A 14,570-nucleotide genomic window follows, 5' to 3' on the forward strand; every position below is an offset into this window, starting at 1 on the left:
GGCTCTGTGGCCCCTAGCCGATCTTCCCCTGGTTCTCGCCGATCTGGCCACGGTGCAGCAGCAGGTGATCCAGGATCACGCAGGCCATCATCGCCTCGGCCACCGGCACCGCGCGGATACCGACACAGGGGTCGTGGCGGCCCTTGGTGATCACCTCGGCCGGGCTGCCATCCTTGCGGATCGACTGGCGCGGCGTCAGGATCGACGAGGTCGGCTTTACCGCGAATCGCACGACAACATCTTGGCCGGTGGAAATCCCGCCCAGGATGCCGCCTGCGTGGTTGCTGGAATAGACCGGCTGACCATCGTTGCCCATGAAGATCTCATCGGCGTTTTCCGAGCCTTTCAGACGCGCGGCATTCATGCCTTCACCGATCTCCACCCCCTTGACCGCGTTGATCGACATCATCGCCGCCGCCAGATCGGTGTCCAGCTTGCCATAGACCGGCGCGCCGATCCCGGCGGGCACGCCGCGGGCCACCACCTCGATCACCGCGCCGACGGAATCATGCGCCTTGCGCAACGCCTGCAGGTAGTCTTCCCAATCCTTCACCGCGCCCGCATCGGGGATCCAGAAATCATTCTGATCGATGGCGTCCCAATCGAACCGTTCCCGGTCGATGCCCATCTCGCCCATGGCGACCATATAGCCCTTGATCTCCAGCCCCGGTGCCAGCGCCTTAATCGCCTCGCGGGCAACACCGCCCGCAGCCACCCGCGCCGCCGTTTCCCGCGCCGAGGACCGTCCGCCGCCGCGATAATCGCGGTTGCCGTATTTCTGGTAATAGGTGATGTCGGCATGACCGGGGCGGAAGGTCTGGGCGATATCGCCGTAATCCTTGGAGCGCTGGTCGGTGTTCTCGATCATCAGCTGGATCGGCGTGCCGGTGGATTTTCCTTCAAAGACACCCGACAGGATCTTCACCGCATCCGGTTCGTTGCGCTGGGTCATGTTCTTGTTCTGACCCGGGCGGCGCTTGTCCAGCCACTGCTGCAGCATCTCCGGCTCCAGCGGCACGTTCGGCGGGCAGCCATCGACGGTGGCGCCCAGCGCGGGACCGTGGCTTTCACCCCAGGTGGTGACGCGGAAAAGATGGCCAAAGCTGTTCATCGACATGGGGGCGGTCTCCTTTGCGATCCGTGCTTAGCGGCGGGGCGGGCGTGGCTCAAGTGCAATTGCGCCCGCGTTGCCTGTCCCGCGCACGCTGCGGCAAGGCGCTGGTCACCTGTTTCGCGCGCGAAACATCCGCGCCGCCGCCCTCTTTCCTTGTCTTTGCCGCCCCCGGGCCCTAGGTTGCCGCTCACCTCGGGGTGCGTCGCACAAGGGCGCTGAGATCACACCCGTTGAACCTGAACCGGCTAACACCGGCGGAGGGAAGGTTATGGATAAGACCCGTCAACGGCACCACCCTTGCCCATCGCCGCAAAGGAGGATGCCATGAAGTATTCTGTTTTTGCAGCGGGACTGCTCGGCGCATCGGCGGCATTCGCCGAGACGCCCGAATTGACCGTTTACACCTACGACAGCTTTGTCTCGGACTGGGGCCCCGGCCCTGCGGTCGAGAAGGCCTTTGAAGAGGTCTGCGGCTGCGATCTGAAACTGGTCGGCGCGGGCGATGGCGCCGCGCTGCTGGCGCGGATCAAGCTGGAAGGCAACCGTTCCGATGCCGATGTGGTGCTGGGGCTGGATACCAACCTCACCGCCGCCGCCAAGGAAAGCGGCCTGTTTGCGGATCATTCCGTCAGCGCCGAGTTCGATCTGCCCATCGCCTGGGAAGATGCGACCTTTGTTCCTTATGACTGGGGCTATTTCGCCTTTGTCCACAATGCGGATGCCGATGTGCCGGGCGATTTCAAATCGCTGGCCGCCAGCGACACCCGGATCGTGATCCAGGATCCGCGCTCATCCACCCCGGGTCTGGGCCTGTTGATGTGGGTGAAGGCCGCTTACGGGGATGAGGCGCCGACGATCTGGGAAGGTCTTGCCGACAATATCGTCACCGTGACCAAGGGCTGGTCCGAGGCCTATGGCATGTTCCTAGAGGGCGAGGCCGACATGGTGCTCTCCTATACCACCTCGCCCGCCTATCACCTGATCGCGGAAGAGGACGCCAGCAAGGCGGCCGCGTCGTTCGCCGAAGGGCACTACATGCAGGTCGAAGTCGCAGGTAAACTCGCCGCCAGCGACCAGCCCGAGCTGGCCGATCAGTTCCTTCAGTTTATGGTCACCGATGCCTTCCAGTCCGTCATCCCCACCACCAACTGGATGTATCCGGCGGTGACGCCTGACGGCGGTCTGCCCGAGGGATTTGAAACGCTGATCACCCCGACAAATTCGCTGCTGCTGCCCGCCGATCAGGCTGCGGCTGTGCGTGATGCGGCGCTGGACGAATGGCGCGGCGCGCTCAGCCGCTAAGCCCGGCTGCGGGATATGGCGCCGCCCTGCTGGTGGCGGCGCTGATCCTTGGCACGCTGGCAGCGGTCGCCTTACGCGCCGAACCCGGGCGCGGGCTGGTCACCGCCGATTGGGCGGCGGTGCGGTTCACGCTGGTGCAGGCGAGCCTTTCTGCCCTGTTCAGCGTCGCCATTGCGGTGCCTGTGGCCCGCGCGCTGGCACGGCGACGCTTTGCCGGGCGCAGCCTGCTGATCGCCCTTTTGGGCGCACCTTTCATCCTGCCGGTGATTGTTGCCATCCTTGGCCTGCTCGCGGTTTTTGGCCGCGCAGGCTGGGTCAGCGATGCGCTGGAACTGTTCGGACTTGAACCCCTCAGCATCTATGGTCTGCACGGTGTTGTGCTGGCCCATGTCTTTTTCAACCTGCCGCTGGCGACGCGGCTGATCCTGCAAGGCTGGCAGGAGATCCCCGCCGAACGTTTTCGTCTGGCCGCGCAACTGGACGCAGACGCGCGCGCCATGTGGCAGCTTTTGGAGGCACCGATGCTGGCCCGCATCATACCCGGCGCCTTGGCTGTTGTCTTTGCCATTTGCCTCTCCAGCTTTGCCGTGGCGCTGACGCTGGGCGGTGGCCCGCGCGCCACCACCATTGAACTGGCGATCTATCAGGCCTTCAGTTTCGATTTCGATCTGGGCCGCGCGGCGCTGTTGTCGGCGGTGCAGCTGCTACTGACCGCTCTGGCGGCCATGATCGCCCTGCGCGCCCCGGTGGGCGAAGGGTTCGGCAGCGGGCTTGACCGAATGCTGCGCCGCTGGGACGGGCGCGGCGCGGTGGCGCGCGGGCTTGATGGCTTCTGGATCCTCTTTGCCGCTTTGTTCCTGCTCCTGCCGCTGCTGGCGGTGGTGCTGTCGGGGCTGCCGGGCGTGTTGACCCTGCCCGCCTCGGTCTGGAAGGCCGCGGGGGCCTCAATCCTGGTGGCAGGCGCCAGCACCCTGATCCTGCTGGCGCTGGCCCTGCCGATGGCGCTGGCGGCGGCGCTGGGGCGCCCGCTGCCGATGGAGGTCGCCGGACTTCTGGGACTTGCCGCCTCTCCGCTGGTGATCGGCACCGGGCTGTTCATCCTGATCTATCCTGTGGCCAGCCCCTTTGCGCTGGCGCTGCCAGTGACGGCGCTGGTCAATGCGGTGATGGCGCTGCCCTTTGCCATGCGGATCCTGATCCCGGCGGCCCGCGATGTCATCACCCGGCACCGGCGGCTTGCGCTCTCTCTTGATATGACCGGGCGACCCTTTATCCTGTGGGTGGTCCTGCCGCGTATGCGGGCGCAGATCGGATTTGCCGCCGGGCTGGCGGCGGCGCTGTCGATGGGGGACCTTGGGGTTATTGCCCTTTTTGCCGATCCCGAGGTCGCCACCCTGCCCTTGCAAGTCTACCGGCTGATGGGCGCCTACCAGATGCAGGCGGCAGCGGGCGCGGCGCTGGTGCTGCTGTGCCTGTCGATGGGGGCCTTCTGGATCCTGGACCGGGGAGGACGCTGGCATGCTGAAGCTTGAACATATCCGCATCGACAATGGCGGCTTTATCCTGACTGCTGATTTCGCGATTCCCCCCGGCGCGCGGGTTGCGGTCATCGGCCCTTCCGGCGCGGGCAAGACCACCCTCATCGAGGCCGTCGCCGGGTTTCTCCCCCTCTCCGGCGGGCGGATCTTCTGGGGAGATAGCGATCTGAGCGATCAATTGCCCGGTAAGCGTCCGGTCGCCATGCTGTTTCAGGATGGCAATCTGTTTCCGCATCTGACCGCGGCGCAAAACGTCGGGCTGGGCCTGCAGCCGAACCTGCGACTGAGCGATTCCGAACACGCCCGCGTCGCGCAGGCGCTGGAGCGAGTCGGCCTTTCAGGCATGGAGACGCGCAAACCTGCCGCCCTGTCCGGCGGACAGCAAAGCCGTGTCGCGCTGGCGCGGGTGCTGGTGCAGGGGCGGGATATCCTGCTGTTGGACGAACCCTTCGCGGCACTGGGTCCTGCCTTGAAGGCCGAGATGCTGGATCTGGTGGCGGAACTGGCAACGGAGAGCGGCGCAACGCTGTTGATGGTGAGCCATGACCCCGGCGATGCCCGGCGCATTGCCGATCAGGTGGTGCTGGTGGCCGAGGGGCAGGCTCATCCGCCCCGGCCAACGGCGGATCTTTTGGACAACCCGCCGCCTGCCTTGAAGGCTTATCTGGGGTAGTTTTTTTCAGAAGGGCAATTCAGCGTCCGACCGAGGTGGGAGCGGAACGCGCCCGCCGTGGGGGCGGGCGGCCGCGTGCCTGCCGCTGAAGCGGCAGGCTGTTGGTCACAAATACGAAGGTCTACGCAGCCTGCGCCAATCCTTTTGCCTGCTCCCGCGTCTTGGTGATCATCAGCGCAGCCTGTGCAGCTTCGCGGCCCTTTTGCACGAAATGGTCGCGGTAGATCGCCATGTGGTGATCGGTTTCCTGGAAATGATGTGGGGTCAGCGAGACGGACAGCACCGGCACGCCGGTGTCCATTCCTGCACGCATCAGCCCGTCCACGACCGCCTGCGCCACGAAATCATGCCGGTAGATGCCGCCATCCACCACGAGCGCGGCGCAGGCCACCGCGGCGTATTGGCCGGTCTTGGCCAGCTCCTGCGCCATCAGCGGCATCTCGAATGCGCCGGGCACGTCAAAGACGTCGATCTGCTCGGCCGGGATCAATTCCTGAAATCCTTCGAGCGCGCGATCGACGATATCGGCGTGCCAATTGGCCTTGATGAATGCATATCGGGTGTGTGTCATGGTTATCTCCTATAGGTTCGACACGTCACCCAAGGCGATAACGAACGGCAGGAGCCCCGCCCCGAAAAAGGCAGTCCCTGTCGCACGTTCTCTTCCATCCGGACTATAACCGTCGGCTCTGGCTTCTCACCAGATCTGCTTGTCACTTTCCTGACTGCTCCACAGCTTGATCCGAAAACCGGTTCCCACTTTTCGGGCTGTGGACGCGCTTGTCCAAGCCACCGGAACCGATGTTCGTCTCATTGGCTGTGGGTACACGCCCCGAAAAGCCGCTCGCGGGCTGACGGGGACACGCCCCGCATACCGCCGGTGGGGAATTTCGCCCCGCCCTGAGAACAGGCAGAACTTGCCAACAGCGGGCCGGTGTTTCAAGTCTGTTCGCGACGTCAGGAGATCAATATGCACCCCAATCCCATTTATCATGATGCAAACCGCGCGCAGAATCTCGATTTTGCCCGAACGCGCGCCTTTGGCGTGCTGGCGGTTTCCACGGCAGAGGCGCCGCTGATCAGCCATGTTCCGTTCTTACTAAGCGAAGACGGCACCTCTGCCGATCTGCATCTGGTGCGGTCGAACCCGATCACCCGGGTGCTGAAAACCCCGCAGGCTGCGCGGCTGGCGGTCAGCGGGCCGGATGGCTATGTCTCGCCCGATTGGTACGGGCTGGCCGATCAGGTGCCGACCTGGAATTACGTGGCTGTGCATCTGACCGGCAGGCTGGAGCAGCGCCCGCAGGATGAACTGCTGGGCCTTCTGGACCGGCAATCCGCGTTTTACGAGGCGCGGTTGCTGCCGAAACCGCCCTGGCACAGCGACAAGATGGAGCCGGAGGCGCTGGAACGGTTGATGCGGATGATCGTGCCGGTCCGGCTCAGCATCGAAACGGTGGAGGGTACCTGGAAGCTAAGTCAGAACAAGCCTGAGCCCGCCCGCACGGCGGTCGCGGATCAGATCACCACCGGTTTTGGCGCCGAGCTGGATGACCTGGCTCGGATGATGCGCCCCTGATCCCCGGACTGCCCCGCGCGGGTCGGGGCAGCAATCACAGGGTCTCGACGGCGGCAGCGGCCAGAACCGCGCCGGTGGGGGCACCGGTAGGCGAGCCGCCTTCTGGTTCGTCCGAGATCGCCAGAGTCGCCCCGGCAAACTGCTGCACCAACTCCGCAGGCAGGGTCACGAAAATCTCATTCTCATCCGGCAGCACCCCAAGGGAGACCGGCGCCTCGGCCCCATCGGCAATCAGCCACAGTTCCAGCGCCCGGCCGGGACGCGGCGCGCCCTGATCACGCCGGATCAGCAGCAGGTTCTGCTCCGCATCGAGCCCGGCGGCCACGAAGAGGTCGCCATCGGCCGAGGCCAGATCAACATGATAGGCCGGTGAGAAATCCGGGCGCGTCAGGATCGGCACCAGCACCAGCGCCGCCACCAGAACCAGCGCCGCCGCCAGCGCGCCAAGCCCCATGCGCCAGGCCGAGAAGATGCGCCGCACGCCTTCTGGACCTTCCGGCGCGGCGTCGATCTGCGCCATCAGCGCCGCCTTCACCCGGGCGGGTGGCGCGGTCTCGGGCACCTCTTCGGCAAGGCTGGCAAAATGCGCCTCCCAGCGATGCACCTCTCCCCGCAGGGCAGGCTCCGCCGCCAGGCGCGCCTCAAAGCTGCGCCGTGCCTCGGCATCCAGAAGATGCAGCACGTATTCGGCGGCGAGGAACTCGTCGTCGAAGGGAGGCTCTGCCTGAGGGGTATCGGTGCCGCTCATCGGGTCAGACATTCTTTCAGTTTCTGGAGGCTGCGACGCAGCCAGGTACGCATCGTATTCAGCGGAACGCCATGGCGTTCTGCCAGGGTCTGGTAATTGTCTCCTTCCAGATAGGCGCCGCGCACGGCCTCTGCACGGTCCTGCGGCAATTCCTCCATGCAGGTGTTCATGCGGGCCTGCTCGGACCGGGCAATGGTAGTGGCTTCGGGGCCGGGGCTGCTGTCCGGCACCTGCTCCAGCAGATCGCCGCCGTCGCCCTGACCGGACATCCGCGCCTGACGGGCCCGCAGCCGGTCAATCGACAGGTTCCGGGCGATGGTGATCAGCCAGGTCATCGGACTGTGCCCGGTCACCGCATAGCTATCCGCCTTGGCCCAGATCCGCAAAAAGACCTCTTGCAGGGTATCTTCGGCCTCGCCGCGGTTTTTCAGCACCCGCAGGCAGACGCCGAACAGCTTGGCACTGGTCGCATCATAGAGCGCTGCGAAAGCACGCCGGTCGCGCAGGGCGATTCGTGCGATCATCGTCTCGATCTCTGCTGGTGTTGTCATATCTGCCCGGCCCTGATTTCCCATCTAGGTAGACAGGTCGCACAGAAAGTCAAAACACCCGGCGCAGAACGCCGGGTGCCCTGCCTCTGTTCTTAGTCTTAACAACCAAGAAGGAGGCATCTGGCCAGCGGTCAGCCAATGTCTGTTTTACTTGGCGGTGATGACGGTCATCACCAGGTTGCCGTCCATCTTGACCGGGCCGTCTTCCTTGGCGCCAAGCGTGTATTCGAACATGCCGGTCTTCATGCCGCCGTCCTCGCCGTGGACCATCAGCATCAGCATGTCGCCTGCCGCGACCTCTTCGGTCAGGATGGCGGCGACATCGGCGGTTTCACCTTTGCGCAGCGGCGCGTGACCCACAACCGGACCCGGCTTCATGTCGGCATTGGTGCGGTGCACCACCAGCCAGCCGTTTGCGGGCGCCACAACCTGGCTGGCGCTGACCATGCCGTTTGCAACCGACTGATCCTCGGCCATGACCATGGGCTTCATGTGGCCACCGGCGAACACCGGGGCGGACAGGGCGGCAGTGGTTACCAGAGCGGCAGACAGAATGACGGATTTCATTGTGAAACTCCTTCCAAGAGATGTGTTTCAAGCGTTCGAATTGGCGAACCAATGTCGGTTCACCCCGAATTCACGCAGCAGCCGCGAAAAAGTTTCAGCGCGCCCCAGATTTTTTTCACATTGTATTGTCCCGCTGGCGATCTAGGGTGGCGGCAAACCTTGGGAGGTCCATCATGAAACTCTTTCACTCGCCCGCCTCGCCCTTTGTGCGCAAAGTCATGGTGCTGCTGCATGAAACCGAGCAGCTGGAGGATGTGGACATTGTCGATGTGCACACCACAGCCATCGCCCCCAGCGACGATCTCAAGGCCAGCAACCCGCTGGCCAAGATCCCGGCGCTGACCCGGGCCAGCGGGCCAACCCTTTATGACAGCCGGGTGATCTGCGCCTATCTGGACCATCGCGCGGGCAGCAATCTTTATGCGCGTTCCTGGGACACCAAGGTGTTGGAGGCGACTGCGGATGGCATGATGGATGCAGCGGTCCTGATGACCTATGAACGGCGTCTGCGTCCCGAAGGCATGGTCTGGGAAGACTGGATCGAAGCTCAGCTAGGCAAAGTGCTGGGGGCCTGCTCGGCGCTCAACAGTCGCTGGATGGCGCATCTGAAAGGACCGCTGGACATGGGGCAGATCGCCGTCGCCTGCGCCCTCGCCTATCTCGATTTCCGCCACCCGACCTCGAACTGGCGCCACGGCAACGAGGCGCTGGCGGACTGGTTCGCGGAATTCGAATCGCGTCCCTCGATGCAGGCCACCCAGCCGCCTGCCGCCTGAACGGCAGCCTGCGACCGGGGATGGGCCTGTCAAAACAACAGTGGCTTTTGTGACAGTCTGTAAAAAGAAACTGCCCACGCGACACAACGGCGCGTATATCACGGCTGGACGAAAGGGCTTCTCCCCGCTAGATACGCGCGATAAGGCACTGCGGGTTTCTTGCAGTGTATGCGCATGTTTGCCCTAAACGGGCGCTGGAATTGGAGAAAACCTCGTGTCCCACGCAGAAGACAACGAAGGAACCCGGAGAGATTTCCTCTACTACGCCACTGCCGGCGCCGGGGCAGTCACCGCAGGTGCCGCAGTCTGGCCCCTGGTCAATCAGATGAACCCCTCTGCTGACGTCAAGGCGCTGTCCTCGATCATGGTGGACATCAGCGGCGTGGAAGTGGGAACACAGATTTCCGTAATGTTCCTTGGTAAGCCGGTGTTCATCCGCCGCCGGACCCAGGCTGAAATCGACGAAGCCCGGGCGGTTGAACTGTCCGCGCTGATCGATCCGGCCTCGGAAAACCCGAACAAGCCGGGCACCGACGCATCGGACGAGAACCGCACCATGGACGAAGCCGGCGAATGGCTGGTCATGATGGGTGTCTGCACCCACCTCGGCTGTGTGCCGCTGGGCGATGGCGCTGGTGACTTCAACGGCTGGTTCTGCCCCTGCCACGGTTCGCACTACGACACCGCAGGCCGGATCCGCAAAGGCCCCGCCCCGCAGAACCTGCACGTACCGGTCGCCGAGTTCCACGACGACACAACCATCAAGCTGGGATAAGGAGACGCCACATGTCCGGTATTCCGCACGACCATTACGAACCGAAGACTGGCGCAGAGAAGTGGCTGCACAGCCGCCTGCCCATCGTCGGTCTGATCTACGACACAATCATGATCCCCACCCCCAAGAACCTGAACTGGTGGTGGATCTGGGGCATCGTTCTGGCCTTCTGCCTGGCGCTGCAAATCGCCACCGGCATCGTGCTGGTGATGCATTACACTCCGCATGCTGATCTGGCCTTTGCCAGCGTTGAGCACATCATGCGTGACGTGAACGGCGGCTTTATGCTGCGCTACCTGCACGCAAACGGCGCCTCGCTGTTCTTCATCGCGGTCTACATCCACATCTTCCGTGGCCTGTTCTACGGCTCCTACAAGGCGCCCCGCGAAATCACCTGGATTATCGGCATGCTAATCTTCCTGATGATGATGGGCACCGGTTTCATGGGCTACGTTCTGCCTTGGGGTCAGATGTCCTTCTGGGGCGCGACCGTGATCACCGGCCTGTTCGGTGCGATTCCGTTCATCGGTGAGCCGATCCAGACCTGGCTGCTGGGCGGACCCGCTGTTGGCAACGCGACGCTGAACCGCTTCTTCTCGCTGCACTACCTGCTGCCGTTCGTGATTGCTGGCCTCGTGATTGTCCACATCTGGGCTTTCCACACCACCGGCAACAACAACCCGACCGGTGTTGATGTCCGTAAAGGATCCAAGGAAGAAGCCGAAAAAGACACCCTGCCGTTCTGGCCCTACTTCGTGATCAAGGATTTCCTGGGTCTGGCCATCGTTCTGGTGATCTTCTGGGCCGTCGTCGGTTTCATGCCGAACTACCTGGGTCACCCCGATAACTACATCGAAGCCAACCCGCTGGCGACGCCTGCACACATCGTTCCCGAATGGTACTTCCTGCCGTTCTACGCGATCCTGCGTGCCTTCACCTCCGAAGTCTGGGTGGTTCAGATCGCCTCCTTCATCACCGGCGGTATCGTCGATGCGAAGTTCTTCGGCGTGCTGGCCATGTTCGGTGCCATCGCGGTGATGGCTCTGGCGCCCTGGCTGGACACCAGCCGCGTGCGTTCGGGTCGCTACCGTCCGATGTTCAAGTGGTGGTTCTACCTGCTGATCATCGACTTCTTTGCCCTGATGTGGCTGGGTGCGATGCCCGCAGAAGAGCCCTATGCATCGTTCTCGCTGATCGCATCGGCTTACTGGTTCGGCTACTTCCTGGTGATCCTGCCGCTGCTGGGTGTCATCGAGAAGCCGACCGCAATGCCGGCCACCATCGAAGAGGATTTCGACGCCCACTATGGCAAGAAATCCGGCGAAGCCACTCCTGCCGAGTAATCTAGAAGGACAGCTACCCATGTTGAAGAAACTCGCAACCGGTGCCGCCTTCGCTCTGGCGCTCATTCCTGCCGCAGGTTTTGCGGCAGGCGGAAGCGGCCACGTGGAGGACTTCCAGTTCTCTTTCGAGGGCCCCTTTGGCACCTATGACCAGAACCAGCTGCAACGCGGTCTGCAGATCTACACCGAGGTCTGCTCGGCCTGTCACGGTCTGAAGTTCGTGCCGCTGCGCACCCTGTCCGACGAAGGCGGCCCCGGCCTGCCCGAGGATCAGGTCCGCGCCTATGCCGCTGAAAACTTCGAAGTGTTCGATGCCGAGCTGGACGATTTCCGCCCCGCAAAACCGGTTGACCACTTCCCGGCGAACACCTCGCTCGGCGCCCCCGACCTCAGCCTGATGGCCAAGGCGCGCGCCGGTTTCCACGGACCCTACGGATCGGGTCTGAACCAGCTGTTCAAAGGCATGGGCGGTGCCGAATACATCGCCTCGCTGCTGGACGGTTACACCGGTGAGACCAAGGAAGAAGCAGGCACCACCTTCTACGGCAACACCGCCTTCCCCGGCGGCTGGATCTCGATGGCGCCGCCGCTGTCGGATGAGCAGGTGGAATTCGCTGACGGTCACGCCAACGACGTGCACCACATGGCGCAGGACGTCGCGGCCTTCCTGATGTGGACAGCAGAGCCCAAAATGATGGCCCGTCAGACCGCCGGTTTCGTCGGCGTACTGATCCTGACCGTTCTGTCGGTGCTGCTGTACCTGACCAACAAACGCCTCTGGGCGCCCCACAAGGGCAAGAAGACCTCCTAAGCCGGGTCTTCCCCTGATGCAGAAACAGAAAACCCCCGCCAGTGGCGGGGGTTTTTCTTTGTGGTTGCGGCACCAGCCATGCCCTCTAGGGTCTGTCCATGACCAGATACACCGGAAAATGCCTTTGCGGCGCCGTCACCTATGTAGCAACAGGGCAACCGCGCGTTGGCGCGCAATGCCATTGCGAGGAATGCCGAAGGATCAGCGGGACAGGTCACACAGTCGGCGCCATGTTCCCGATAGAGGCGGTCACCATCAGCGGTGAAGTCAGCACCTTCAGGTACCAGTCCGGAAAGGCCTCAGAGGTTACCAAGGCCTTCTGCGGTACCTGTGGATGCCCGATCTACGGACAGAACACCCGCACCCCCGATCACCTGACCCTGTCGCTTGGCACGATGGACGATGCGGAGGGTCTGGAGATCGAAGTCGTCGTATTTGCACGCGACCGGCCGCATTGGGACCAACTCGGCCCTGACGTGCTCTCCTTTGCAGGCCAACCGGGCTGGAAGCCCGAACGCTGATCCCCGCGCAGAAGCGCAGGGAAGGCCGATTCAGGCAGTCAGCTGGCCCTTGGAGGCGCGTGTGATCACCGCAGTCACGATCTGCCCCTCGTCCTGCGCCGCGTCGAAGGTCACCTCAGTGAACTGCTCTGTGCGGCCCATATGGGGGTTTTCCATCAGGATCCGATGCGTGCGCCCTACCTGCGCAGCAAGGTGTTTCTGAACCTGCGCATCGCCTGCGGCGCGCAGACGGGCAGCGCGTTCCTTGATCACCTTGCCATCCACCTGCTTCGGGATTTTCGCCGCAGGCGTGCCTTCCCGTTTCGAGTAGGGAAAGACATGCAGCCAGGTCAGATCGCAATCCGTCACCAGCTTCAGCGAGTTTTCGAAATGCGCCTCACTCTCGGTCGGAAAACCGGCAATGATATCGGCACCAAAGGTCATATCGGGGCGCAGTTTACGCGCCTCCTCGGCAAATCGGATGGCATCGTCGCGCAGATGGCGCCGGGCCATACGTTTGAGAATCATGTCGTCGCCATGCTGCAGGCTCAGGTGCAGATGCGGCATCAGACGCGGCTCGGTGGCGATAGCCTGCATCAGATTCTCGTCCACCTCGATCGAATCGATGGATGAAATGCGCAAACGCGGCAGATCCGGCACCAGTTTCAGGATCCGCATCACCAGATCGCCCAGTTTCGGCTCAGCAGGCAGATCCGCCCCCCAAGAGGTCAGATCCACCCCGGTCAGCACCACCTCGTTATAACCCTTGTCCACCAGCCGCTTGATCTGGTCCACCACCACACCAGCAGGGACCGAGCGCGAATTTCCGCGGCCATAGGGGATGATGCAGAAGGTGCAGCGGTGATCGCAGCCGTTCTGAACCTGCACATAGGCGCGGGAGCGGGTGCCGAATCCATCGATCAGGTGGCCTGCGGTTTCGGTAACCGACATGATGTCATCGACCTGAACCTTCTCGGTCTCGCCAATGAAATCAGGCCCCTTTGCGATCTCAGCCCAGGTGTCCGGCTGCATCTTTTCGGTATTGCCGATGACGCGGGTAACCTCTTCCATCGCGGCAAAGGTCTCGGGCTCGGTCTGGGCAGCGCAGCCGGTGACGATGATCGGCGCCTCCGGGTTTTCCCGGCGCAGGCGACGGATTTCCTGGCGCGCCTTGCGCACCGCCTCGGCCGTCACCGCGCAGGTGTTCACCACCACGGCATCCTCCAGCCCCGCCGCGCGGGACAATTCCTTCATCGCCTCAGTTTCATAGGCGTTGAGGCGGCAGCCAAGCGTGGTGAACTTGGGCGCTGTCATTGCAGCGAATCCAGGAATTCGGCGGTGAAGGTGCCGCTGAAGACATGCATGGTCGGACCGGTCATCCAGACACCATCCTCGCGCCAGTCGATCCACAGGGTGCCCCCATCCAGGTCAATGCGCACCCGGCGCCCTGTGAGGCCCCTGCGGGCCGCTGCAACCGCTGTGGCGCAGGAGGAGGAGCCAGAGGCCAGAGTCACGCCCACACCGCGCTCCCACACCCGCATACGGATATGATCGGGGCCGACAATATGGGCCACCTGCACGTTGGTACGTTCAGGATAGAGCGGATGATGCTCATAACGCGGGCCGAACTCCGCCAGCGGGATGAGATCGGCGTCCTCGACAAAGAAGGTACAATGCGGATTGCCCATACCAGTGGCCGTCGGCCCGCCCTCGATCGGCAGCTCCAGCGTGTCCATCTCCTCGGCCAGCGGAATTTCCTGCCAGTCCAGCTGCGGCTGGCCCATATTGACCGAAGTCAGGCCCTCGCCCGCTTCGCGCGCATAAAGATCACCGCGGTCGGTGGTCAGATGCAGCGCATCCTTGCCGGTCTCAAGCATCAGATGGCGGGCAATGCACCGGGTGGCATTGCCACAGGCCGCCGAGGTCGAGCCATCCGCATTGTAGAAGGTCAGATGCGCATCGCCTGCACCGTTTGAGATCACAGCGAGTTGATCGAACCCCACACCGAACTGCCGGTGTGCGATTCCCTGCGCCAGCGCGGGCGTGATCGCGATGTCCTGCGCACGCGCGTCGACAACGACAAAGTCGTTGCCCAGCCCGTGCATCTTCATGAAGGGGAAACCGATGTTTTCTGTCATGCTCATGGCGGGCATATAGACCCCGCGCAAAGATGAATCCAGCCTTGTGCCAATAAACTTGAAAAAAGGGGTTGACCCCCCGCCGTACTCCCCCTAGATACGCCGCCTATCGGGACAGCATGGATGACCAAGCCAAGCGACACCGACGCGAATTA

General features: G+C 63.2%; 16 protein-coding genes and 2 riboswitches. Of the genes, 9 read left to right on the plus strand and 7 right to left on the minus strand.

Annotated features, from left to right (window positions below; all coding sequences use genetic code 11):
- Positions 1 to 13 precede the first annotated feature (13 nt).
- Positions 14 to 1,117: a chorismate synthase gene (gene aroC / locus SM764_RS09095; protein WP_274829928.1), complete on the minus strand. Its 1,104-nt coding sequence runs from the start codon at positions 1,115 to 1,117 to the stop codon at positions 14 to 16.
- 180 nt (positions 1,118 to 1,297) lie between these two features.
- Positions 1,298 to 1,394, plus strand: a riboswitch (TPP riboswitch).
- Between the two features lie 44 nt (positions 1,395 to 1,438).
- On the opposite strand from aroC, the gene thiB reads away from it, so the two are divergent.
- Genes thiB through SM764_RS09110 form a run of 3 tightly spaced genes read left to right on the plus strand, consistent with a single transcriptional unit; the run spans position 1,439 to position 4,627 of the window.
- Complete coding sequence (gene thiB / locus SM764_RS09100) at positions 1,439 to 2,416, plus strand: thiamine ABC transporter substrate binding subunit (RefSeq protein WP_369001577.1); 978 nt, start codon at positions 1,439 to 1,441, stop codon at positions 2,414 to 2,416.
- Positions 2,392 to 3,948 carry an ABC transporter permease family protein gene (locus SM764_RS09105; RefSeq protein WP_369001578.1) on the plus strand — a complete coding sequence of 519 codons (1,557 nt, stop codon included), beginning with the start codon at positions 2,392 to 2,394 and terminating at the stop codon, positions 3,946 to 3,948. The genes thiB and SM764_RS09105 overlap by 25 nt, the downstream gene beginning before the upstream one ends.
- Positions 3,935 to 4,627, plus strand: coding sequence for a thiamine ABC transporter ATP-binding protein (locus SM764_RS09110; RefSeq protein ID WP_274833123.1), 693 nt, complete (start codon positions 3,935 to 3,937; stop codon positions 4,625 to 4,627). Before SM764_RS09105 ends, SM764_RS09110 begins: the two co-directional genes overlap by 14 nt.
- A 121-nt stretch (positions 4,628 to 4,748) precedes the next feature.
- Here SM764_RS09110 and SM764_RS09115 read toward each other — a convergent pair whose 3' ends face one another.
- Positions 4,749 to 5,198, minus strand: a complete 450-nt coding sequence (locus SM764_RS09115) for a 6,7-dimethyl-8-ribityllumazine synthase (RefSeq protein ID WP_065271908.1) — start codon at positions 5,196 to 5,198, stop codon at positions 4,749 to 4,751.
- A gap of 82 nt (positions 5,199 to 5,280) precedes the next feature.
- A riboswitch (FMN riboswitch) is annotated at positions 5,281 to 5,539 on the minus strand.
- 58 nt (positions 5,540 to 5,597) lie between these two features.
- On the opposite strand from SM764_RS09115, the gene SM764_RS09120 reads away from it, so the two are divergent.
- The gene (locus tag SM764_RS09120; RefSeq protein WP_369001579.1) at positions 5,598 to 6,206 is read left to right on the plus strand and encodes an FMN-binding negative transcriptional regulator; all 609 of its coding nucleotides are present in this window, start codon (positions 5,598 to 5,600) and stop codon (positions 6,204 to 6,206) included.
- Between the two features lie 34 nt (positions 6,207 to 6,240).
- On the opposite strand, the gene SM764_RS09125 is transcribed toward SM764_RS09120, so the two are convergent.
- The 3 genes from SM764_RS09125 to SM764_RS09135 form a co-directional block, all read right to left on the minus strand.
- On the minus strand, positions 6,241 to 6,966 hold the full coding sequence (locus SM764_RS09125; RefSeq protein WP_368947637.1) for an anti-sigma factor: 726 nt from the start codon (positions 6,964 to 6,966) through the stop codon (positions 6,241 to 6,243).
- Entirely contained in the window at positions 6,951 to 7,505 is a 555-nt protein-coding gene (locus SM764_RS09130; RefSeq protein ID WP_369001580.1) for a sigma-70 family RNA polymerase sigma factor, read from the minus strand. The genes SM764_RS09125 and SM764_RS09130 overlap by 16 nt, the downstream gene beginning before the upstream one ends.
- Before the next feature lie 147 nt (positions 7,506 to 7,652).
- Positions 7,653 to 8,072 carry a DUF7282 domain-containing protein gene (locus SM764_RS09135; RefSeq protein WP_369001581.1) on the minus strand — a complete coding sequence of 140 codons (420 nt, stop codon included), beginning with the start codon at positions 8,070 to 8,072 and terminating at the stop codon, positions 7,653 to 7,655.
- A 173-nt stretch (positions 8,073 to 8,245) separates the two neighbouring features.
- Between SM764_RS09135 and SM764_RS09140 the strand changes: the two genes are divergently transcribed.
- From SM764_RS09140 to SM764_RS09160, 5 genes are all read left to right on the plus strand, one after another.
- Positions 8,246 to 8,848 carry a glutathione S-transferase gene (locus SM764_RS09140; protein WP_065271912.1) on the plus strand — a complete coding sequence of 201 codons (603 nt, stop codon included), beginning with the start codon at positions 8,246 to 8,248 and terminating at the stop codon, positions 8,846 to 8,848.
- A gap of 214 nt (positions 8,849 to 9,062) precedes the next feature.
- Positions 9,063 to 9,623 (plus strand): ubiquinol-cytochrome c reductase iron-sulfur subunit, encoded by a 561-nt coding sequence (petA, locus tag SM764_RS09145; protein ID WP_065271913.1) that lies wholly within the window; start codon positions 9,063 to 9,065, stop codon positions 9,621 to 9,623.
- Between the two features lie 11 nt (positions 9,624 to 9,634).
- Positions 9,635 to 10,966 (plus strand): cytochrome b, encoded by a 1,332-nt coding sequence (petB, locus tag SM764_RS09150; RefSeq protein WP_065271914.1) that lies wholly within the window; start codon positions 9,635 to 9,637, stop codon positions 10,964 to 10,966.
- Between the two features lie 19 nt (positions 10,967 to 10,985).
- Positions 10,986 to 11,777: a cytochrome c1 gene (locus SM764_RS09155; RefSeq protein WP_065271915.1), complete on the plus strand. Its 792-nt coding sequence runs from the start codon at positions 10,986 to 10,988 to the stop codon at positions 11,775 to 11,777.
- A gap of 98 nt (positions 11,778 to 11,875) precedes the next feature.
- Positions 11,876 to 12,298, plus strand: a complete 423-nt coding sequence (locus SM764_RS09160) for a GFA family protein (RefSeq protein ID WP_369001582.1) — start codon at positions 11,876 to 11,878, stop codon at positions 12,296 to 12,298.
- Between the two features lie 30 nt (positions 12,299 to 12,328).
- Here the strand turns inward: SM764_RS09160 and mtaB are convergent, their stop codons facing one another.
- Both mtaB and dapF read right to left on the minus strand, forming a co-directional pair.
- Positions 12,329 to 13,591, minus strand: a complete 1,263-nt coding sequence (gene mtaB / locus SM764_RS09165) for a tRNA (N(6)-L-threonylcarbamoyladenosine(37)-C(2))-methylthiotransferase MtaB (protein ID WP_369001583.1) — start codon at positions 13,589 to 13,591, stop codon at positions 12,329 to 12,331.
- On the minus strand, positions 13,588 to 14,430 hold the full coding sequence (gene dapF / locus SM764_RS09170; protein ID WP_369001584.1) for a diaminopimelate epimerase: 843 nt from the start codon (positions 14,428 to 14,430) through the stop codon (positions 13,588 to 13,590). The genes mtaB and dapF overlap by 4 nt, the downstream gene beginning before the upstream one ends.
- Between the last annotated feature and the right edge of the window lie 140 nt (positions 14,431 to 14,570).

The sequence above is a fragment of the Pseudophaeobacter sp. 1A16562 genome (assembly GCF_041008785.1).
Taxonomy (GTDB): Bacteria; Pseudomonadota; Alphaproteobacteria; order Rhodobacterales; family Rhodobacteraceae; genus Phycobacter; species Phycobacter gallaeciensis_A.